Origin of the sequence: Erythrobacter sp. NFXS35 (assembly GCF_040148725.1) — a bacterium.
Taxonomy (GTDB): domain Bacteria; phylum Pseudomonadota; class Alphaproteobacteria; order Sphingomonadales; family Sphingomonadaceae; genus Erythrobacter.
The window spans coordinates 53,986-73,208 of record NZ_JAGDEB010000003.1; the positions used below are offsets into that span (position 1 = coordinate 53,986).

Genomic DNA, 19,223 nt, shown 5'->3' on the forward strand with positions numbered 1-19,223 from the left:
TGCCGCGCATCATCACTGATATCCTTCTGCAATTCCGGCGATGGTTGCAGCCGTGAACGGACACGCGACCGATAGTCTGTTGGCATGGCTGCGCCAGAGCGGCGAACACAGCCATGCCAAGGCGCTGTCGGCATTGATGGAAGATCACGCCGCCCTGACCCTCACCAAGAACGCTGCCGAAGCCGCGAATGAGGCCAAGACCCGCTTCCTTGCCAGCGTCAGCCACGAAATCCGCTCGCCGCTCAACGCGATCTACGGCTATGCCCAGCTGCTCGAACGCGGCGACGGCACCAACGCGGTGGAGTCGGCCAAGGTGATCCGGCGCAGCGCCGAGCACCTGTCGAACCTGGTGGAAGGTCTGCTGGATATTGCGCAGGTCGAAAGCGGATCCTTGCGGCTGGCGCGAGACACGATCCGGCTGCCCGCGTTTCTGGAACAGCTGATCGACATGTTCCAGCCGCAGGCCGCGATGAAAGGTCTCGCGCTGCGGCTGGAAGCGCCCGCCAGCCTGCCCGAATTCGTTCGCACCGATCCCAAGCGGCTGCGGCAGGTGCTGATCAACCTGCTGGCGAACGCGATCAAGTTCACCGATCGCGGCGAAGTCACGCTCATCGTGCATTATCGCAACGAACTCGCGACCTTCGAAGTGGTCGACAGCGGCGTCGGCATCGCGCCTGCTGATATCGCCCGGATCCTGCTGCCGTTCGAACGCGGCGGCAGTGCCTCGGCGGACCGTGCGGGGATCGGGCTGGGCCTCGCGATCACGCAGGCGCTGGTGCACATCATGGGCGGCGATCTGCGGGTGGAGAGCAAGCCCTGCGAAGGATCGCGCTTCATCGTCCGGCTGATGCTGTCGCAGCCCCTGTCCCCGCCCACCGACATGCCCGACGCCAAACCGACGCGGCTCTATCTCGGACGCGAACGCAGGGTGCTGCTGATTGACGATGATCCCGCCCATCGCGAAGCCTTGCGCGGCCTGCTCGAACCGCGCGGCTTCCGGGTGCTGAGCGCCGAGGGCGGCGAGCAGGGGTTGGCGATCGCGGGAGAAGCCCAGCCCGATCTGGTGCTGCTGGACGTGTCGATGCCCGGCATCAGCGGGTGGGAAGTCGCCAAATTGCTGCGAGCACGCCACGGTCCGCGGCTGCGGATCGTGATGCTGTCGGGCGAAGCGGCGCAATCCGGCCCGGTCGACGACGCCCCCCCTGCCCATGATATGTTCGTCGCCAAGCCCTTTGATTTCAACGTTCTGCTCGATGTCATCAGCACGCAGCTTGGACTGGAGTGGCCGCAGACGCAGCCGCGTGACGGTGCGGGCGCAGCGCCACCTGGCGCCAACTTGCCGCCCCTTCTGGCAGCCGAAGCCCGGCCCCACCTCGCCGAGATCGTGCGGCTGGTGCGGATCGGCCATGTGCGCGCGATCGAGAGCCGGATCGATGCCATCGCCGCGCTGGGCGGGCAGGCGGCGACGTTGGCCGAGAGTATGCGCGTCCACCTCGACAGGTTCGACCTCAAATCGCTCGCCGCGCTGGCCAGAACGGAGGATCCCGATGATCGTTAGCGATCCTGCGGGCAGCACCCGCGACTGCATTCTTGTGGTCGACGACAATCCGGAATCGCTGCGCTTCCTGGTCGATGCACTCGAGAACGAAGGCATGGACGTGCTGATCGCTCGCAGCGGCGAGGCGACGATCGAACTGCTGGGCGAGGCTGCGCCCGACCTGATCCTGATGGACGCGCTGATGCCCGGCATGAGCGGCCTCGAGACGACCCGGCGGATCAAGGCCGATCCTGCCATCGCGCATATCCCGGTCATCTTCATGACCGGGATGACCGACCCCGAACACCTGGTCGAAGCGCTGCGGACCGGCGGCGTGGATTATGTGCGCAAACCCGTGGAGGTGGGCGAATTGCTGGCGCGTATGCGGGTTCATCTGGCCAATGCGCGCACATCCTACCGCTCGCGCCTTGCCTTGGGACGAGCCGGTCGCAGTCTGGCTGCAGTGAGCCCGCAAGGCGAACTGGTATGGTGTACGCCGCAGGCGGAAAGCCTGTTCCAGCGCCTCGATCCGGCTTGGGAGATGGACAGCCGCAATCTGCCCGGCTCCATTCAGCTGGCCCTTCGCCAGCTGCTGATCGAGCCCGGCCATTCCGCCGCCGCCAACCTGACGGTGGCAGGCATCGACATCGAAATCGCGCTGGCGGAAAACGACCGGCCGGGCGAAGCGCTGTTCAAGATCACCGAGGCGGGCGAGGCATCCAAGGTCGAACTGCTGCTCAGGCAGACGGCTCTCACGCGGCGCGAGGCGGAAGTGCTGCTATGGGTCAGCTACGGCAAGACCAACCGCACCGTCAGCGAGATCCTCGGGATCAGCCCGCGCACCGTCAACAAGCATCTGGAGCAGGTTTTCCGCAAGCTGGGCGTGGAAACCCGCGCTGCGGCGACGGCGATCGCCGTGCGTTACCTTTCCGAGTGAATCCATGGCGCTGCGCCAGATTGAGGAACCCTGCCGTTCAGCCCTACGTCATTCGGCCACTTCCGCGTGAAAACCGCTGCCGATACCGCCCCGGCAAGATAGCTTGCGATTGAGTGTGCGGCTCCGGCTTCCGGGCGTGTGAATGCGGGCATCAGGTCTTACGAATTGACGCTTTTTTGACGATCCGGTCGGTTGACCGTCGTGATGCCGGGGGGGCATGGCGACAGACGAACGGAAAAGCAAAAATCTGGCGGCAATGACCGGAAGCCCGGTCCGTATTCGGATTTCGAACGGCGCCGGAGCGCACCTGAGCAAGCATGATCGAAGACGAGAATATGTGATTGGAGTGCGCAATGGCCGGAGTACGGGTTGGAAATCGGATCATCGGCGCTGATGCGCCGGTAACGGTTGGCTGGGACAATATCGGCCGCGTCGAAGGCGGGCCGATCAAGCAGTTCATCTTCACCCACTTCCAGCCGGCTGTGCTGTTCGGCCTGATCGCGTTCTGGTATTATGCGCCCAATGAATGGGCGCTGGCATCGATCGGCATCATCATCGGCCTCGGCTTCAAGGTGTTCCTGCTGGGGCTGGAATGGGTCAATCCGCGCTATCGCAGCTGGCAGCTGACCTGGAAGGAATTCGCCACCGACGTGTTCTATGTCGGCATGGGCTACACGCTGCTCCGGATGGTCGATACCTATATCGGCGACGGCGTCATGATTGGGGCTGTTCAGGGCGCGTTCGATTGGGACAAGTTCGCGTGGTTCACCGGCCTGCCGCTGTTGGTGCAGGCGCTGCTGATTTCGATGATTTTCGATTTCGGCCAGTACTGGATGCATCGCGGTATGCACAACTGGTATCCGCTGTGGCTGGCCCACGCGCCGCACCACTACATCACCCAACTCAACATCAACAAGGGCAACGTCGGCAACCCGATCGAGCTGTTCCTGATCGGGCTGGGCATCGGCGGATTCTTCGACTTCCTGCCGCGCGCCTTCCTGATCGCTGGCGCCATCGGCATGGCCGTGGGCACCTATCAGCACATCAACGTGCGGTTCAACACACCGCGCTGGTGGCGGTTCATCTTCAACACCACCGAACATCACAGCGTTCACCACTCGCAGGATTACGAGGCGACCCGCAGCAATTATTCGGGCACCTGGATCATCTGGGACCGCATCTTCGGCACCTGCATCGATGGTGAGGCCGAATTGCTGGGCATGGAAGGCGGGCGCCGGATGGATATCCGCGAGACGATGCTGTTCCCCTTCACCGAAGCCTACAAGGATTTCCGCGCCTGGCTGAGCAAGCCTGCCCGGACGCCCGAGCCCGCGCCGCACCAGCCGGAACCTGCAGAGTGATCCGGAAGGACGGGGACGGTCACTGAGCATGCATATCAATCTGCCGTATATCGACCGCATCTGGCGGGCCAGGGGCGAGGTCGTTCTCGATGAGCCGCTGACGCCTGAAGAAGCTTTCGACCGGCTCGATCCGCTGTTCCAGACTGCAGGCAGCGCCTATGCGGTCGAGGGTGACACGCTGGGCTATTCCAAGCACAACCCGGCCGCGCAGGACAAGCTTGCCACCTTCACCCGCGGCACGCTGCGGCTGGTTCGGCAGGACGGCCGTTCACGGCTGGTGTTCGACGTGTCGAGCACTGCGCTGCTGCTCTGTTTCCTTGCGCCGCTGCTGTTCCTCGGTTTTGCGCAGACGATGGTAGCGCTGAACGCGTGGCACAATGCCGACGCCGAAGCGGTCGAAGCGCCCGAAAAGGACAAAGAGGCCGAGAAGCCGAAGGTCAAGCGGGAACTCCACCCCCTCGACAAGCTGCTCGGCGCGCCCGAGCCCGACGATCCGAACAAGAAGAAAGACAAGGAAAAGGACAAAGACAAGGAGAAGAAGGAGAAATTCGATCCGACCCGCGCCTATGTGCTCGCCGGGTTGTTCTTCCTGATCTACCTCGTCGGCCGCGTGCTGGAACCATACCTGTTCAAGCGAACCTTGCGCGCAGTGCTGGCGACCGGACAAACAGAGTTGGAGGGCGCCGGCGAACACGCCGCGAGCGCACCCCCTGCCCCGCAGCCAGAAGCAAGCTGAGCATTCTCCCTGCCGAGCGCGCCTCCCTGCCGATTGGGAGCGTGGAGGCTTTGGCGAGCACTTGCCGCAATCCGCTGAAATAGTCGGCGTGACATGAAAGCCACAACTGAGCGGCCGGATTGACTGCATGTGGGCTGCATAAGTCATATGCCCCATAGCAGCTGCCATTACGAAACTGCATCAATGTGAAGGTTATCTTGCACGACAGGGGAAGCGTGCGGGTTGTTGGGAAACCAGCGAATAACATACGCGGGGCCACTGATACGTGCAGGGTTTCGTTCCATCCACCGGAGCCGTCTCCGGAGGACCAATACTCGTGCCTGACTGAATTTCCACGTACAACATCGTGCCGAAGCGTTACAAATATTAAAAAGAAGATGGGGCTTTACCATGAAGAACTTCCGCAGCTCTCACCGTGCACTCCTATTCGCGGCGGCAAGCATGATGCCTTTTGCCGCGCAGGCTCAATCAGTTTCCGAACCGGATGAAGCAGCGCCTCCAAAGGAAGATACGGCGATCGTCGTGACCGGGTCGCGTATCGCGACCGATTCGACGACAACGCTGGCCAGCCCCGTTCAGGTGATCACTGCCGAGGATTTCAGGAACTCTGGCGAAATCGATATCACCCAGACACTGCGCGAGATTCCCGCGCTGCAAGGGTCCGATCCGGCCAACCTCGACAGCGCGCAGGGCTTTGCGCTGTCGGGTGCCAGCACCCTGAACTTGCGCGGACTGGGGGCAAACAGAACGCTTGTCCTTCAGGATGGTCGCCGCCACGTGCCCGGTATCGCCGGGACCGCCACCGTTGATGTCGGCGCGATCCCTCAGGCACTGATCCGCGAGGTGCAGGTGCTGACGGGCGGTGCATCGGGCGTCTATGGTGCCGACGCCGTTTCGGGCGTGGTCAACTACATCACGCGTACGGGCCGCGATTTTGACGGTCTTGAGTACCGCCTCCAGACCGGCATCAGCGACAAGGGCGATTCCGAGGAAGTTTATGGCTCGGTTGCCGGGGGCGGAACCTTCCAGGGCGGCCGGGGTAGCGCCGTTTTCGCCGTCGAATACTCGAAGAACACGGCAATCCTCGCAGGCGATCGTGACTTCGCCGCAGGGCCGGGGTCGTTCAATTTCGGCCAGAGCAACGCGTTCCTGAACGAGCAGCTCGGCCTCGACCCGGCTTCAGAGAATGCGTTCATCCCCAACTTCAGGCTTCCGGTTTCCAGCGCTCAGGGCATCATCGCAGTCGGTGGCTTCCCGTTCGATCGGCTGGCTTTCGGCCCGCGGGTCGCCCAAAACTTCCTTCCGGGAACCAGCACCGTTCCGAACTTCACCGGGACCAATATTCCTATCCTGCAAATTATCGATCCAGCGACAGGGCAGTTGCGCGCTTATAATCCTGGTCTTTCGACCGGCGCCTTTAATGCCAGCGGCGGTGACGGGATTTTTTCGGGCAACGCCCCGGGCCTGACGCTCATTCCAGAGTCGACCCGCGTCGTTGCCGCCGCAGGGCTGGATTACGAGGTCACCAGCACGATCAAGGTCTTCGCCGATGCAAAGTTCGCCTATGTCGAGACGAGCGATATCTCCGGCGTTCCGTTTGCCGACGACCTTTTCCTCTCGGGCGACAATCCCTTCCTTCCGGCGCAACTTCAGGATCAGCTTGCGGAAGTTGGCACCTCGTTCGTGGGCGTAGCGCTCGATAACCTCGCTTCTGACACGGGCCGCGGAACCGATATCGAGCGGTCGACCATTCGTGCGACGGGCGGGCTGCGCTGGGAAGCGCCAGCCAGCAATGTCAGCTTCGAAGCGAGCTACACCTGGGGCCGCACTCAGGTGGACGACACAGGCCGCCGCCAGCGTCTCAACGATCGCTACTTCACCGCGTTCGACGCTGTTGCTCTTTCACAGGACAACATCGACGGCATCGATCCGATCTTCAATTTCCAGAACGGCTCGGGAACGCTCAAGGCCGTGCGTAATGGCGCGGACATCGAAATCACCTCGGGCAATGCGCAGGTTGGCGATATCGTATGCCGCGCCGAAGTCACCGGGCTGCCGTCAGCGTCCAACGCTCCGTTCCTGGTCGGCGGTCCGCCGATATATCCCATCGCCGAATTCGATGATGATGATAACATCCTCAACGAAGTCACGATCAATGGTGTCAGGGTAAATGGCCAGACGCGCCCGGTCACCTTCCAGATCGGTGACGGCACCTGTGCACCGCTGAATCTGCTGGGTGACTTCATGAGCCAGGGGGCCGCGCTCGATTTCGCCTTTGTCGATATCAAGCAGGACACGGTGATCGAACAGCAGCAGTTCCTTGCGGTTCTCGCCGGCGATACCGAACATCTGTTCGAATTGCCGGGTGGACCGATCGGTTTCGCGGCAGGCTTCGAATATCGCCGTGACCAGTCGCGCTTCACGCGTGACCGCCTCGAATCGATCGAAGGCCGTGTGATCGAGAACGTCGCTGCGCCGCTGTTCAATTCGCCGCTCAACGGCGAAGGCATCAGCGTTTACGAAGTGTTCGGCGAAATTCGTGTCCCGATCCTCAGCGATATACCGTTTGTCGACAATCTCGAAGTCACGGCCGCCGGTCGCTATTCGGATTACAACACGATCGGCTCGACCGAGACCTATTCGTTCGGAGGGCAGTATAGCCCGGTCGATTGGTTGACCTTCCGCGGCACCTATTCGCGGGCCATCCGCGCACCCAATATCGGGGAGCTGTTCGCGCCGCAATCCATCGCCACCATCGGGGTCAATCAGGACCCCTGTGACAACAACAACATCACGCTCGGAACCAGCAACCGTGTCACAAACTGTGCGCAATTCGTGGTCGACGGGTTCGATTCGCAGGACTTCCTGACGGCCTTCTCCACGGGCACGACCGGCGGTAACCCGCTGCTGAGGGAGGAAACCTCAGACAGCTTCACCATCGGCGGTATCTTCCAGCCGCGCGGTGTTTTCGGCGGTGCACTGGATAACTTCGTTTTCATCGTCGATTACTACGACATTGAAATCGAAGACGCGGTCGGCAGTCTGACCGGCGCGGCGATTGCGGCGGCCTGCGTCGACTTGCCTTCGACAGACAACCAGTTCTGCGATGCAATCGAGCGCGATCCCAACCGCGGCGGTGCGATTGTCGGATTTACCTCGGGCAACATCAACCTTCAGGTTCTGCGTGCCCGCGGTATCGACTTCGAAACGCGCTACAGCTTCGATGCGCCGTTCGGTAATGGTGACTGGGGCAGCTTTACGCTGAGAGCTGCCGGCACGCACTTCCTCGAGCGGTTCACGGAAGGCGATCCTGTCATCCAGCAGACGATTGCCGATGAGCCCGATCCGGTTCAACAGCAGTTGCTCATCACCGATCAGGCAATCAACAGCGATCTGCTTGGCGTGATTGGTGTGCCGGACTGGATTGTGAACTTCAGCGTCAACTGGGAGTTCGACAAGTTCAACATCGGCTGGCGCACGCGCTGGGAAGATTCCACGCTGCAAGTCTCGAACAATGCCGCGACTGACGTCGAAATTGTTGACGGCGAAGTTGTAGTGTTGCCGAACGTGGGCGTTCTCGATCCGCGCCAGCTCTTCACCGGCGACGGGTTCGAGCACGACATCAGCCTCAGCTACGAAGCGACTGAAAGCTTCCAGATCTATGGCGGTGTCAACAACCTGACTGATACGGAACCCTTCCTCGGCAGTCTGTCCCGTCCGGCCGGCCCACGCGGCAGGTTCTTCTTTCTCGGAGTGTCCGGATCGTTCTGATCCGGTTTGAACTGAACGCAAAGAATGGGGCGCGAAGGCAATGACCTTCGCGCCCCTTTTCTTTCGTTTACGGGCTTGCTTTCGTTGCCGGGTCAGGACCTGACCGGGCCTGTCGCTGTTTGCGCAGTTGACGCCGGACACGCCGCCCCCGCCTCGACTGGCGGACGCGGAAAGCCTTAGTGCAAGGTTCGGCTTTTTGCTGCCACGCGGCGCAAGGCGTTGACATAGACCTCGGGTTCCTGCGCGCCGGGGATCAGGAACTTCACCCCCGAAGCATTGGCAACGATCATCGCCGGCACCCCGGCGATGTTCATGTCCCACGCCTCGTGCTCCTCGGCCAACACGCGGGCTTCCAGATCCGGATCGTCGAGCGCCGCCTTGGCCGCTTCTCGGTGCAGGCCGACGCTGGCGGCGATATCGAGCAGCACGCTGCGATCCCCCAGCCTCTCGCGCCGGTTGAAATGGGCGCGGAACAGCGCGAGCTTCAATTCGGTCTGAACCTGCGGCCCCGCTTGTTCGAGCGCGAAGGCCAGCAGCTTGTGGCACAGCCTCGTGTTCCACATCATCGCGGGCGGTGCGTCGCCCTCTCCCTCGTAGGACAGCGAGACGCCCGCCGCTTCGGCAATCGCCTTCATCCGACCACGCAGGCCAGCGCCTTCTTCTGCAGACCGTCCATATTTGCGCTGAAGGTGGGCTTCCTGCTCCTCGCCCTCGGCAGGCATCTGCGGGTTTAGTTCGAACGGTCGCCAACGGATTTCCGCCGCGATCTCGCCGTCGAGTTCGGCCAGCGCCTTGGTCAGCTGTCCGTAGCCGATCAGGCACCACGGACACATGACATCGGAATAGATGTCGATCGTGAGGGCGTGGGGAGCTTCGGGTGTCACCTGTCGAGCCACCATGTGATGAGGTGATGGGCAATCGCGAATTTCTGCGGGAAGATCAGCAGTTCGTTGCCATCCGGCCCGGCGGCGCGGGCATCCTCCAGTTCGGCGCGGGTGAACCAGCGGGCATCGTCCAGTTCTGTGCGGTCGATGGTAATTTCCGGATCGTCGGCCACGCTGGTGCAACCGATCATCAGCTGGCTGGGGAACGGCCACGGCTGGCTGGCGATATAGCGCACGTCGCGCACCCGCAGGCCCGCTTCTTCGTGAACTTCGCGCGCGACCGCTTCCTCGATGGTCTCGCCCGGTTCGACGAAGCCTGCCAGCGCCGAATACATCCGCGGCGGAAAGCGCGGCTGGCGGCCCAACAGCAACTTGCCCTCGTGTTCGACCAGCATGATGGTTACCGGATCGGTACGCGGGAAATGTTGGGCGCCGCAAGCTTCGCAATTGCGCTGCCAGCCGCCCTTGGCCAGCTTCGTCGCCGCACCGCAACTGGCGCAGAAGCGGTGGCGCGCGTGCCAATCGATTAGGCTGCGCGCCCCTCCATAAATTGCCAGTTCCTCGGGCCGCAGCATCTGCATGACCTGCCACGCCCGCGGCATGGCGGGGCCGCTTGCGCCTTCGACCGGAACCGGCGCGAAATGCGCGCGGTCGTCCAGCATCCCGAGGAACACCAGTTCCGCATCTGGCTCCACATCGGCCAGCGTGTGCCACAGCAGCCGCCCGTCATCATCGAATTCAGGCAGCAAACCGTCGAGATTCAGCACCCGCGCGCGCCAGTTCATGAGATTGCCGAGCGCCGCCGGATCGACCCGGATATTGTCCGCCCGGTCGATCGGCGATCCGGCGAAGGCCATTGCCGCAGAAGGCACGTGGGCAACCGGCATCAAGCTGCCTTTTTGCCGCGCATCGCCGCCAGATCGGCCTCCATCGCGGCCAGGAATTCGTCGCGCACCGGATAGGCTTCAGACGGCATGTACTGGGTGAACAGGGTGGAACGCAGCTTCAATCCGTAATCGACCGCCGCCAGCGTGCCGGCCGCCCCGCCCCAGCCGAAGGTCTGCCCGACCGACCGACCGCCCGCGCCGTGGCCCTGCCCCGCCATCCAGCTGCCGCTGGTATCGACCGTGGCAGGCAAAAGGTTCGACGTGCCGACCCGCACCGCCTCCAAGCTCATCACCCGCACCCGGTCGATGGTGCCGTAGCCAAGCAGCATCCGCAGGAAGCGGTCATAATCTTTCGGGCTGGACACCAACCCGCCGCCGCCTGCGGGCACTTCGGGCGGATCGAGGAAAATCGAATTGACCCCCGGATCGATGGGGAAGGCATTGCCGGCAATAATGCCGTAATTGTCGGTGAGCCGCGCAGCCTCGCTTTGCGGCACCTGCATCCATGTGCTGGTCATCCCGCAGGGTTCGAAGATGCGCTGGCGCAGGAACGCCTCGAAATCCATCCCGCTCGCCACCTCGATCACCCGGCCGAGCAGATCGATGCTGGCCGAATAACTCCACGTGGTCGCGGGCTGATACATCAGCGGCAGTTCCGCGAGGCGATCGGCGAAGGCTTCCAGACCCGGCGCGGGCGTGACCGGGGGAAAGCCGGGGATCGGCATCCGGCTTACCCGGCCGCCGACGAGCCCAGCCTGATTATAGGCATCGAGCAGCGGACCTTTGCTGACGACCTGATAGCCCAGCCCTGCGGTATGGGTGAGCAACTGGCGGATGGTGATCGGACGTTCGGCAGGCACGGTGTTGTCCAGCGGGCCTTCGGGATCGACCAGCACCTGCATGTCACGGAAGGCGGGCAGGATATCGTGCAGCGGCTGATCCAGCCCCAGCTTGCCTTCATCGATCAGGATCATTGTTGCCATGCCGGTGATCGGCTTCGACATCGAATAGATGCGGAACAGGGAGTTCTCGTCCACCGGGGTCGGCCGTGCGAGCGACAGCGTGCCACCGCCGACGGTATGGGCGTGCGGCTGCCGCCCCCAGCCGAAGGTCAGCAACATGTTGGCGACCTTGCGTTCGGCCACGTAGCGATTGGCCAGCGCGGCGACGTTGCGCCAGTTCTCCGAGACATCATGCGCCAGCAGCGCACGTCCGAATGGCAGCCCGGACAGAGCTGCGCCCGCCGCCAGTAACGATCCGCCACGGAACAGGGTGCGGCGGGAGAGGACAGCGGCTTGGCATTCTTGGGGGGTCATGGTGCAGAATCTCCGAGAGGCTTTGATCCCTTGTCTGGGGCAGCCGGGCGCACGGGTCAATTGCGGGAACGGTCTGCGGACTTGCAAAGGGACGGTGTGGTAGGCATATAAGACACATGCTCAACGCACTTGCCTTTCTCATCGGCCTCATCAGCCTCGTGATCGTCATCCCGGCGCAGATCCCGCTTTTGGGCTGGGCCAACTGGTTCGCTCTGCCGCTGATCGTGCTCGGGATCATCATCGGTGCGCTGTCTTCCAAGGACGGCGGGCGCAATTTCTGCCTCGTCGTGCTGCTGATTGCCGCGGTTCGCCTGATGCTCGGCGGCGGCTTCTTCTAGACGCTCGCCACCGCCAGTCGCGCCGCCTTGGCGAACAGCGTCGCCAGCCCCGCGTTGTCGATCCCCTCGATCGGCCACCATTGACCCTCGCCCTCGGGCGGGATGTCCGTGTGGAGGGCGATGACCTCCAGTGTCAGTTGCGCATGGGTAAAACCGTGCCGCACAGCCCCCAGTGTACGCCACTCGCCTGCCACCGGCGGAACGCCAGAGCCATTGTCTTGCGCGCTCCAGCCATCATCGGGCAGCGCCCGCATCCCGCCCAGCATCCCGCTGTCCGGGCGGGTGACCAGCCACACCTCGGCGCCCTTGTTGCGCGTCATCCAGAATGCCGTGCCACGCCGCTCGGGCACAGGCTTTTTTGCTGGCTTGACCGGCAGACGTTCCGGATCGCCAGCGGCATAGCCTGCGCAAAGCTCGCGTAACGGGCAAAGCAGGCAGCGCGGCGCCTTGCTGGTGCAGATCTGCGACCCGAGGTCCATCATGCCTTGTGCAAAGTCGCCGGCCCTGATGTGAGGGGTGATCGTGCCGGTAGCAGCGCGGATCGCCTTGCGCGCTGCGGGCAAGGGTTCGTCAATCGCAAACAATCGCGCTGCGACCCGCTCGACATTCGCATCGACCACCACCGCCCGCTGACCGAACGCAATCGCCGCGATGGCCGCGGCGGTATAATCGCCCAGACCCGGAAGGCGGCGCAATTCCGCCTCGGTGGAGGGAAAGCCGCCGCGTGCTGCCACTTCGCGCCCGCACTTCACCAGATTGCGGGCACGCGAGTAATAGCCCAGCCCCGCCCATGCCGCCATGACATCATCCTCAGGCGCGGCGGCCAGCGCCTCGACCGTCGGCCAGCGTGCGGTGAACTTCGCGAAGTAAGGCTTCACCGCCGCCACGGTGGTCTGTTGAAGCATGACCTCGGACAGCCAGACGCGGTACGGCCACGCCGGATCATCCGGCGGCGGATTTCCGGGCGGATTGCGCCACGGCAGATCGCGAGCGTGGCCATCATACCAGCCAAGCAAAATGTCGGAGATACTGGCAGTCACGTCCCGCCTATGGCATGGCAGGCGCAATCATGGGAAGCGACAAGAAACCTCCGGCCAAGTCTGGCATGACCAAGCCTTACACGAGGCCGCGCGGCAGGGGTGCGCGCGCCATCGGCGACCTGATGCCCGAAATCGGCCGCACCGCGTTTCGCCGCTTCGGCTTCGTGCAAAGCTCGGTCGTCACCCGCTGGCCGGAAATCGTCGGCCCCACCCACGCCCGCATCTGCAGTCCCGAAGCGATCCGCTTCCCGCCCGGCGAGAAGGCGGAAGGCATCCTGCAACTGGTTGTGGTTCCCGCCCATGCGCCGCTGATCCAGCAGGTCGTCCCGGAAATCATCGACCGGGTGAACCGCTTCTTTGGCTACAAGGCGGTGGCGCGGGTCAAGCTGCGGCAGGGCGCGGTCAAGCCCGCCCTTGCCGACAAGCCCGCCAAGGCGCCGCCTTCGCTGAAACCCATCCCGCTGGAACTGGGCGACAGTTTGCGCGATATCGGCGATCCGGAACTGCGCACCGTGCTGGAATCTCTCGCCCGCAGCTTTGGCGATAACGAAACACCGGATAAGGAACAGGACTTTCCATGATCTTGCGCCCGCTCACAGCCGTTGGTGCCGGATTGGCCGCCGCGCTTATCGCGCTGGCAGCGCCCACAGCCGCGCAGCAGACCCTCGACCAATCCCGCAGCGCCTTTGATGGCGTCAGTCCTCAGGGCAATTGGAGCGCGGCCATTGCCCGCACCGATCGCGGTCACCTGATCGGCAATCCCGAAGCCGATACCCGCCTGATCGAATTCATCAGCTATACCTGCAGCCACTGCGCCAGCTTCGCGATGGAAGGCGAACCGGCGATCGACATTACCTTGCTTACGCCGGGCAAAATGGCGGTGGAAGTGCGGCCGGTGATCCGCAACGCGCTGGACCTTACCGTTTCGCTGCTCGCCCAGTGTGGCGATCCGGCGGGCTTCAAGGATCGCCACCGCGCCTTCATGTATGGTCAGAGCCAGTGGCTCGCGAAGTTCCAGAATGCGCCGCAAAGCCAGAAGGCGATCTGGTCGCGGGCTGACAAGGCATCGCGGATGAGTGCCGCGAGCGCGCTTGGCCTCATCGACATGCTGGTGCAGCGCGGCCAGTGGATCGCCGATGTGAATGCCTGCGTGATGGACGACGTGGCGGCGCAGAAGCTGGTGAACGACGGCGCTGCGGACCGGCTCGAATTGAAAGTTGCGGTCACGCCCAGCTTCGCGCTCGACGACCAATTGCTCGTCGACGTCCACAGCTGGGCCGGGCTGTACCCGCTGCTTTCGGCTCGGTTCGCCCCGGATGTCGCCGACGAATCCGGCGGCGGCTGATCCAGTTATTCACAGCGTCCGCCTGCGGCCTTGCTGGCACGGCGCACCCGCGGCTATTCTTTTGATCTCATGTTCCAAGGACGTCTTCGATGAAACTCACCCGCCTTTCCGCGCTCGGCCTGCTTGCCGCCGCCCCGCTCGCTCTCGCCGGCTGTGATGATGCCGCCGCCCCCGGCGGGGTTGCGAGCGGCGAGCCCTTGCCCGCAGTCGCCGCGCCCGAAGGCACCAGCTGGGCCAACACCGTGACCGTGACGCCCGAAGGCGGCTACATGATCGGCAATCCCGATGCCCCGCTGAAGCTGGTGGAATATGCCTCGCACACCTGCGGGGCCTGCGCCAACTTCGCCGCCACCGCCAAACCGGCGCTGAAAGAGAAATACATCCCCACCGGCAATGTCAGTTTCGAACTGCGCAATCTGGTGCGCGATCCGATCGACCTCACCATTGCCACTCTGGTGCGGTGCGGGGCGAAGGAGAACATGCAGCCGCTGTCCGATCAGGCCTGGGCCTCGCTCAACGATATTTTTGCGCAGGTCGACGCCAATCAGGCGCTCTACCAGTCCGCCGGGAGCCAGCCGGTCGATCAGCGCTTCATCACCATCGCCCAATCCGCTGGGCTGATCGATTACTTCGCCGCACGCGGGCTGAGTGCCGATCAGTCGCGCGCCTGCCTGGCCGATACCGAGGCAGTGGAGGCGATTGCCGAAGCGTCGCAGAACCAGGCCGAAGAACTGGGCATCAACGCTACCCCGACCTTCCTGCTCAACGGCAAGAAGCTCGACGTCAATTCCTGGGATCAGCTCGAACCGCTGCTGCAGCGCGCCGGCGCGCGCTAAGGCAAGACGCGGGGGGCGCGGCGATAACCTGATGCAGTTCCACCGGCTCAAGCTCACGGGGTTCAAGAGCTTTGTCGAGCCGGCGGAATTGCGTATCGAACCCGGCCTGACCGGGGTCGTCGGCCCCAATGGCTGCGGCAAGTCCAACCTGCTTGAAGCAATCCGGTGGGTGATGGGGGAAACCTCGGCCAAATCGCTGCGGTCGGGCGGTATGGAAGACGTGATCTTTGCGGGCACCTCCACCCGCCCGCCGCGAGACTTTGCCGAAGTGGTGCTGCACGCCAGCGACGATGCGGATGATGAACTGGTGGTCACCCGCCGGATCGAGCGCGGCGCGGGCAGCGCCTACCGCGTCAATGGCCGTGATGTGCGCGCCAAGGATGTCGCGCTAACCTTCGCCGATGCCGCTACCGGCGCGCATTCGCCGGCGCTGGTGAGTCAGGGCAAGATCGCCACCGTGATCGCCGCCCGCCCGGCAGAACGCCGCGCGATGCTGGAAGAAGCCGCCGGGATCGCCGGTCTGCACGTCCGCCGCAAGGACGCCGAAAGCAAGCTGCGCGGGGCGGAGGCGAACCTTGCCCGGCTTGACGACCTGATGGCCGGGCTCGACGCGCAGATGTCCTCGCTGAAGCGGCAGGCCAAGCAGGCCGAACGTTACACCGAACTGACCCACCGGATTCAGGCTGCCGAGGCCCGGCTGCTGTTCGCCCGCTGGCGCGAGGCCGCGTTCGCCGCCAAGGAAGCGCGCGCGGCTGCAGAGGGTGCCAACGCCGCGGTCGCAGAGGCGCAAGGCCTGGTCGCGGCTGCACAGAAAGAACAGGCCGAAGCCGCACAAGCCCTCGCCGCAGCACGCGATGAACTCGCCGACCGGCGCGACGATGCCAGCGCCCACGGGCACCGCATGGCCGCGCTGTCCGAAAAGCTCGAAGCTGCCGAAACCCGCCTTGCCGATCTCACCCGCCAGCAGACCCGGCTGGAGGAAGACCGCAAGGATGCCGACCGGCTGACCAGCAGCGCGGTCGAGGCCTTGGCGCGGCTCGAAAACGAAGTCACCGCCAGCCGCAGCGCCGTGACCGAGGCCGATGCCGCGCGCCCCGCGCTCGCCAACCGCGCCGAGGACGCCGAACGCGCCAGCCGCGCCGCCGAACTGGCGCTAGCGAAAGCGACCGCCGATCACGCCGGGGTCGAGGCCGAATGGCGCGTGGCCGAAGCGGCGGTCGAACAGGCCGAAGCGCGGCTCGCGCGGGTCGAGGGCGACATGGCACGGATCGCTCGCACCCGAGCCGAACTGGCGCAAAACGGCGATCCGCAAGCCAATGTCATCGCCGCACGCGCGTCGGCTGAGACTGCCGCGGGCGAGGTGGCGCGGCTGCGCGAAAAACTCGATGCCGATCAGGCGCGCAAGGGCGAATTGCAGATGCTGCGCGACAAAGCCGCCAGCGCGCTTGCCGCCGCCCGCGCCGAACTCGCCGGGATCGAGCGCGAACATGCCGCTCTCGCCCGCGACCGCGATGCGCGGGCCAAGCGGGAGGCCGGGCGGCGGGGGATGGCCACTGCGCTTGACCGCGTGCGGGTGGAGCCGGGCTATGAACGCGCGCTCGCCGCAGTGCTGGGGCGCGATGGCAAGTCGCCCCTCGGCGCGCCCGCAGCGGCGCAGGATGGGCGGTTCTGGACCGGGGCCGATGCGCCTGCACAGGTGGCAGACAGCCTGCTCGCCCATATGGGCGATTGCCCGCCGGAACTCGCCGCGCGTCTTGCCCTGGTGCATTGCGCGGACAACGACGATGGCCGGACGCTTGGCCCTGGCGAATGGCTGGTGACCCGCTCCGGACACCTGCGCCGCTGGGACGGGTTCATTGCGCGCGGCGAAGGCGCGGCAGAGGCGGCGCAGCTGGAGGCTGCCAACCGCTTTGCCGAACTCGACGCCTCACTGCCGCCCTTGCGCGATGCCGCTACCAATGCCGAGGCCGAGGACAAGGCGGTGCGCGAGGAACTGGCCGCGCTCCAGACCGCGCTGGTCGGACAGGAACGCAGCCTCGCAGGTACGATCGAAGCCGAACGGCAGGCGCTGCGGCGGCTCGACCAAGCCGAAGCCGCCAAGGAACGGCTCGCTGCAAGGCTGGCGGAACTCGCCGCCAGTGCCGGCGAGACCGAGATGCAGCTCGCCGCCGCAAAGGATGATCTGGCCACTGCGAACGCGCAGCGCCAGCGCCTGCCCGCGCGCGATGCCGGGCGTGCGTCACTGGAAGCGGCGCAAGCGAAGAACGCCGCCGCCCGCAGCGCCGTGCAGGCCGCACTGGCCGAACTTGCCGCGCAGGATCAGGCGCTGGCCGTCGCGCGGGAACGGCTCGCAGCGCAGCAGGCCGAGCAAGCCGGGTGGAAGGCGCGGTCCAGCGATGCCGAGCGGCGCATGGCCGAAACGGCGCGCAGACTGGCCGAAATCGCCGAGGACCGCGCCGTCCACGCGGCCAAGCCCGCCGCACTCACCGCCGAGATCGAAGCGGGCGAAGCCACCCGCACGCGCCTCACCGCCGAACTCAGCGCTGCCGAGGCCGCAATGCGCGAGGCCGAGACCCGCCAACGCGCAGCTGACGCGGACCTCGCCGCCCGCACCGAAACGCTGGCGCAGGCCCGCGAAGGCCGCGCCAGCCTCGCCGCGCGGGCCGAGAACGAGGAATCGCGGCGCACTGAACTCGCGCGGATTTCCGGCGAGCGGTTCCAGTGCCCGCCCCCGCTGCTGGGCGAACGCTTCGGCTTCGGCGAAGAGGATATTGCGCCCGCCAGCAGCGAATCCGAGGAACTGGAACGCCTCACCGCCTCGCGGGAGCGGATCGGGCCGGTCAACCTCGTCGCCGCCGAGGAATTGGCGCGGATCGAGGGCGAGCATGGCAGCAGCGCCAGCGAGCAGGCCGAACTGGTCGAAGCCATCGCCCGCCTGCGCGGCTCGATCGGCAATCTCAACCGCGAGGGTCGCGAACGGTTGCGCGCCGCTTTCGAGGAAGTCGATGGGCATTTCCGCGTGCTGTTCACCCGGTTGTTCGAAGGGGGGCAAGCGCATCTGGCGCTGGTCGATAGTGATGATCCGTTGGAGGCGGGGCTGGAAATCTACGCCCAGCCGCCCGGTAAGCGGCTGCAATCGCTGTCCTTGCTGTCAGGCGGCGAGCAGGCCTTGACCGCGACCGCGCTGATCTTCGCGCTGTTCCTCACGAACCCCGCGCCGATCTGCGTGCTCGACGAAGTCGACGCGCCGCTGGACGACGCCAATGTCGAACGTTTCTGTGACCTGCTCGATTCGATGGTTCGCACCACCACGACCCGCTACCTGATCGTTACCCACAACGCGGTGACGATGAGCCGCATGCACCGATTATTCGGGGTGACGATGGCGGAAAAGGGCGTCTCGCGCCTCGTCAGCGTCGATCTGGGAGAGGCCGCGCTGCTGGCGGCGGAGTAAGACCTACGCTTCGAGCGCCGCTGCCAGACGTGCGCGGATCGCCTTCAGCGCGGTAATGGTTTCGCCAATGTCCGCAACTTCCGTCACCATCAGGCGAATGCCCGGCGCGGGAGCAGGCTCGACCTCGGCCCTGCGATCACCGGCGCGGCGATCCTGTGTGCGGCGATCGAGATCGCCCTTGCCAGCGGCGCGCAGCACAGCTTCGGCGCCTTTGAGGGTATAGCCTTCACGGTTGACCAGCCGATCGATCGCCGCGACCATGGCGACATCGCTGGGCCGGTAATAGCGCCGCCCACCGCTGCGCTTGAGCGGTTTGAGCAACGGGAACTGCTGTTCCCAGTAACGCAGCACGTGGGGCTTGATGCCGAGCGCCTCGCTGACTTCGCCGATGGTGCGCAGCGCGCCTTCGTCTTTCCCGTCACCGAACTCGGTCATCAGACCCCATCCTCTGCGCGCTCCTTGGAGCATCAGCCTTTGGCAATGCGTTCCTTGAGCAGCTGGCTCGCGCGGAAGGTCATCACCCGGCGCGGTGTGATCGGCACTTCCACCCCGGTTTTGGGATTGCGGCCGATCCGTTCGTTCTTGTCGCGCAACACGAAGCTGCCGAACCCCGAAATCTTGACGTTTTCGCCCCGCGCCAAAGCATCGCTCATTTTGCCGAGGATCGATTCGACCATTTCAAGGGATTCCGCCCGGCTGAAACCCATTTTGCGATTGATGGTTTCCGCCAGATCGGCGCGAGTCAAAGTTCCTACCGAACGCATCATGCGCTTTCTCCTTC

16 protein-coding genes are annotated in these 19,223 nt (G+C 64.6%); 10 read left to right on the forward strand and 6 right to left on the reverse strand.

What is annotated here, in order from left to right:
• Positions 1-52 precede the first annotated feature (52 nt).
• From J3454_RS11865 to J3454_RS11885, 5 genes are all read left to right on the forward strand, one after another.
• The gene (locus tag J3454_RS11865) at positions 53-1,558 is read left to right on the forward strand and encodes an ATP-binding response regulator (RefSeq protein WP_349513991.1); all 1,506 of its coding nucleotides are present in this window, start codon (positions 53-55) and stop codon (positions 1,556-1,558) included.
• Positions 1,548-2,474: a response regulator transcription factor gene (locus tag J3454_RS11870; RefSeq protein ID WP_349513992.1), complete on the forward strand. Its 927-nt coding sequence runs from the start codon at positions 1,548-1,550 to the stop codon at positions 2,472-2,474. The genes J3454_RS11865 and J3454_RS11870 overlap by 11 nt, the downstream gene beginning before the upstream one ends.
• 353 nt (positions 2,475-2,827) lie before the next feature.
• On the forward strand, positions 2,828-3,835 hold the full coding sequence (locus J3454_RS11875; protein WP_349513993.1) for a sterol desaturase family protein: 1,008 nt from the start codon (positions 2,828-2,830) through the stop codon (positions 3,833-3,835).
• Positions 3,836-3,863: 28 nt separating this feature from the next.
• The gene (locus J3454_RS11880; protein WP_349513994.1) at positions 3,864-4,571 is read left to right on the forward strand and encodes a hypothetical protein; all 708 of its coding nucleotides are present in this window, start codon (positions 3,864-3,866) and stop codon (positions 4,569-4,571) included.
• A 441-nt stretch (positions 4,572-5,012) separates the two neighbouring features.
• Positions 5,013-8,342 carry a TonB-dependent receptor domain-containing protein gene (locus J3454_RS11885; protein WP_349513995.1) on the forward strand — a complete coding sequence of 1,110 codons (3,330 nt, stop codon included), beginning with the start codon at positions 5,013-5,015 and terminating at the stop codon, positions 8,340-8,342.
• A 176-nt stretch (positions 8,343-8,518) separates the two neighbouring features.
• On the opposite strand, the gene J3454_RS11890 is transcribed toward J3454_RS11885, so the two are convergent.
• The 3 genes from J3454_RS11890 to J3454_RS11900 are packed head-to-tail and all read right to left on the reverse strand — an operon-like array spanning position 8,519 to position 11,429.
• Complete coding sequence (locus J3454_RS11890; RefSeq protein ID WP_349513996.1) at positions 8,519-9,226, reverse strand: DsbA family oxidoreductase; 708 nt, start codon at positions 9,224-9,226, stop codon at positions 8,519-8,521.
• Positions 9,223-10,113 carry an NAD(+) diphosphatase gene (nudC, locus tag J3454_RS11895; protein WP_349513997.1) on the reverse strand — a complete coding sequence of 297 codons (891 nt, stop codon included), beginning with the start codon at positions 10,111-10,113 and terminating at the stop codon, positions 9,223-9,225. The genes J3454_RS11890 and nudC overlap by 4 nt, the downstream gene beginning before the upstream one ends.
• The gene (locus J3454_RS11900) at positions 10,113-11,429 is read right to left on the reverse strand and encodes a serine hydrolase domain-containing protein (protein WP_349513998.1); all 1,317 of its coding nucleotides are present in this window, start codon (positions 11,427-11,429) and stop codon (positions 10,113-10,115) included. The genes nudC and J3454_RS11900 overlap by 1 nt, the downstream gene beginning before the upstream one ends.
• 116 nt (positions 11,430-11,545) lie before the next feature.
• Between J3454_RS11900 and J3454_RS11905 the strand changes: the two genes are divergently transcribed.
• Positions 11,546-11,767: a hypothetical protein gene (locus J3454_RS11905; RefSeq protein ID WP_349513999.1), complete on the forward strand. Its 222-nt coding sequence runs from the start codon at positions 11,546-11,548 to the stop codon at positions 11,765-11,767.
• On the opposite strand, the gene J3454_RS11910 is transcribed toward J3454_RS11905, so the two are convergent.
• The gene (locus tag J3454_RS11910; protein ID WP_349514000.1) at positions 11,764-12,807 is read right to left on the reverse strand and encodes an A/G-specific adenine glycosylase; all 1,044 of its coding nucleotides are present in this window, start codon (positions 12,805-12,807) and stop codon (positions 11,764-11,766) included. The two genes, J3454_RS11905 and J3454_RS11910, sit on opposite strands and share 4 nt — an antisense overlap.
• A gap of 29 nt (positions 12,808-12,836) precedes the next feature.
• Here J3454_RS11910 and J3454_RS11915 point away from each other — a divergent pair, with 29 nt between their 5' ends.
• The 4 genes from J3454_RS11915 to J3454_RS11930 all read left to right on the forward strand — a co-directional run bounded on the left by J3454_RS11915 (position 12,837) and on the right by J3454_RS11930 (position 18,442).
• Positions 12,837-13,388 (forward strand): DUF721 domain-containing protein, encoded by a 552-nt coding sequence (locus J3454_RS11915; protein ID WP_349514001.1) that lies wholly within the window; start codon positions 12,837-12,839, stop codon positions 13,386-13,388.
• Positions 13,385-14,152, forward strand: a complete 768-nt coding sequence (locus J3454_RS11920; protein ID WP_349514002.1) for a DsbA family protein — start codon at positions 13,385-13,387, stop codon at positions 14,150-14,152. The genes J3454_RS11915 and J3454_RS11920 overlap by 4 nt, the downstream gene beginning before the upstream one ends.
• Positions 14,153-14,241: 89 nt before the next feature.
• Positions 14,242-14,988 (forward strand): thioredoxin domain-containing protein, encoded by a 747-nt coding sequence (locus J3454_RS11925; protein WP_349514003.1) that lies wholly within the window; start codon positions 14,242-14,244, stop codon positions 14,986-14,988.
• Positions 14,989-15,019: 31 nt separating this feature from the next.
• Entirely contained in the window at positions 15,020-18,442 is a 3,423-nt protein-coding gene (locus tag J3454_RS11930; protein ID WP_349514004.1) for a chromosome segregation SMC family protein, read from the forward strand.
• 3 nt (positions 18,443-18,445) lie between these two features.
• Here the strand turns inward: J3454_RS11930 and J3454_RS11935 are convergent, their stop codons facing one another.
• Together J3454_RS11935 and J3454_RS11940 are read right to left on the reverse strand one after the other, a co-directional pair.
• On the reverse strand, positions 18,446-18,877 hold the full coding sequence (locus tag J3454_RS11935) for a MerR family transcriptional regulator (protein ID WP_349514005.1): 432 nt from the start codon (positions 18,875-18,877) through the stop codon (positions 18,446-18,448).
• Between the two features lie 32 nt (positions 18,878-18,909).
• Complete coding sequence (locus tag J3454_RS11940) at positions 18,910-19,209, reverse strand: integration host factor subunit alpha (RefSeq protein ID WP_198157200.1); 300 nt, start codon at positions 19,207-19,209, stop codon at positions 18,910-18,912.
• Positions 19,210-19,223 lie beyond the last annotated feature (14 nt).

What these genes read in the sequence shown, in the direction of transcription:
- J3454_RS11905 (WP_349513999.1), top strand. Translation starts at nt 11,546, where the DNA reads ATGCTCAACGCACTTGCCTTTCTCATCGGCCTCATCAGCCTCGTGATC.
- J3454_RS11915 (WP_349514001.1), top strand. Translation starts at nt 12,837, where the DNA reads ATGGGAAGCGACAAGAAACCTCCGGCCAAGTCTGGCATGACCAAGCCT.
- J3454_RS11885 (WP_349513995.1), top strand. Translation starts at nt 5,013, where the DNA reads ATGATGCCTTTTGCCGCGCAGGCTCAATCAGTTTCCGAACCGGATGAA.
- J3454_RS11925 (WP_349514003.1), top strand. Translation starts at nt 14,242, where the DNA reads ATGAAACTCACCCGCCTTTCCGCGCTCGGCCTGCTTGCCGCCGCCCCG.
- J3454_RS11920 (WP_349514002.1), top strand. Translation starts at nt 13,385, where the DNA reads ATGATCTTGCGCCCGCTCACAGCCGTTGGTGCCGGATTGGCCGCCGCG.
- J3454_RS11870 (WP_349513992.1), top strand. Translation starts at nt 1,548, where the DNA reads ATGATCGTTAGCGATCCTGCGGGCAGCACCCGCGACTGCATTCTTGTG.
- J3454_RS11930 (WP_349514004.1), top strand. Translation starts at nt 15,020, where the DNA reads ATGCAGTTCCACCGGCTCAAGCTCACGGGGTTCAAGAGCTTTGTCGAG.
- J3454_RS11875 (WP_349513993.1), top strand. Translation starts at nt 2,828, where the DNA reads ATGGCCGGAGTACGGGTTGGAAATCGGATCATCGGCGCTGATGCGCCG.
- J3454_RS11900 (WP_349513998.1), bottom strand. Translation starts at nt 11,429, where the DNA reads ATGACCCCCCAAGAATGCCAAGCCGCTGTCCTCTCCCGCCGCACCCTG.
- nudC (WP_349513997.1), bottom strand. Translation starts at nt 10,113, where the DNA reads ATGCCGGTTGCCCACGTGCCTTCTGCGGCAATGGCCTTCGCCGGATCG.
- J3454_RS11935 (WP_349514005.1), bottom strand. Translation starts at nt 18,877, where the DNA reads ATGACCGAGTTCGGTGACGGGAAAGACGAAGGCGCGCTGCGCACCATC.
- J3454_RS11940 (WP_198157200.1), bottom strand. Translation starts at nt 19,209, where the DNA reads ATGATGCGTTCGGTAGGAACTTTGACTCGCGCCGATCTGGCGGAAACC.
- J3454_RS11880 (WP_349513994.1), top strand. Translation starts at nt 3,864, where the DNA reads ATGCATATCAATCTGCCGTATATCGACCGCATCTGGCGGGCCAGGGGC.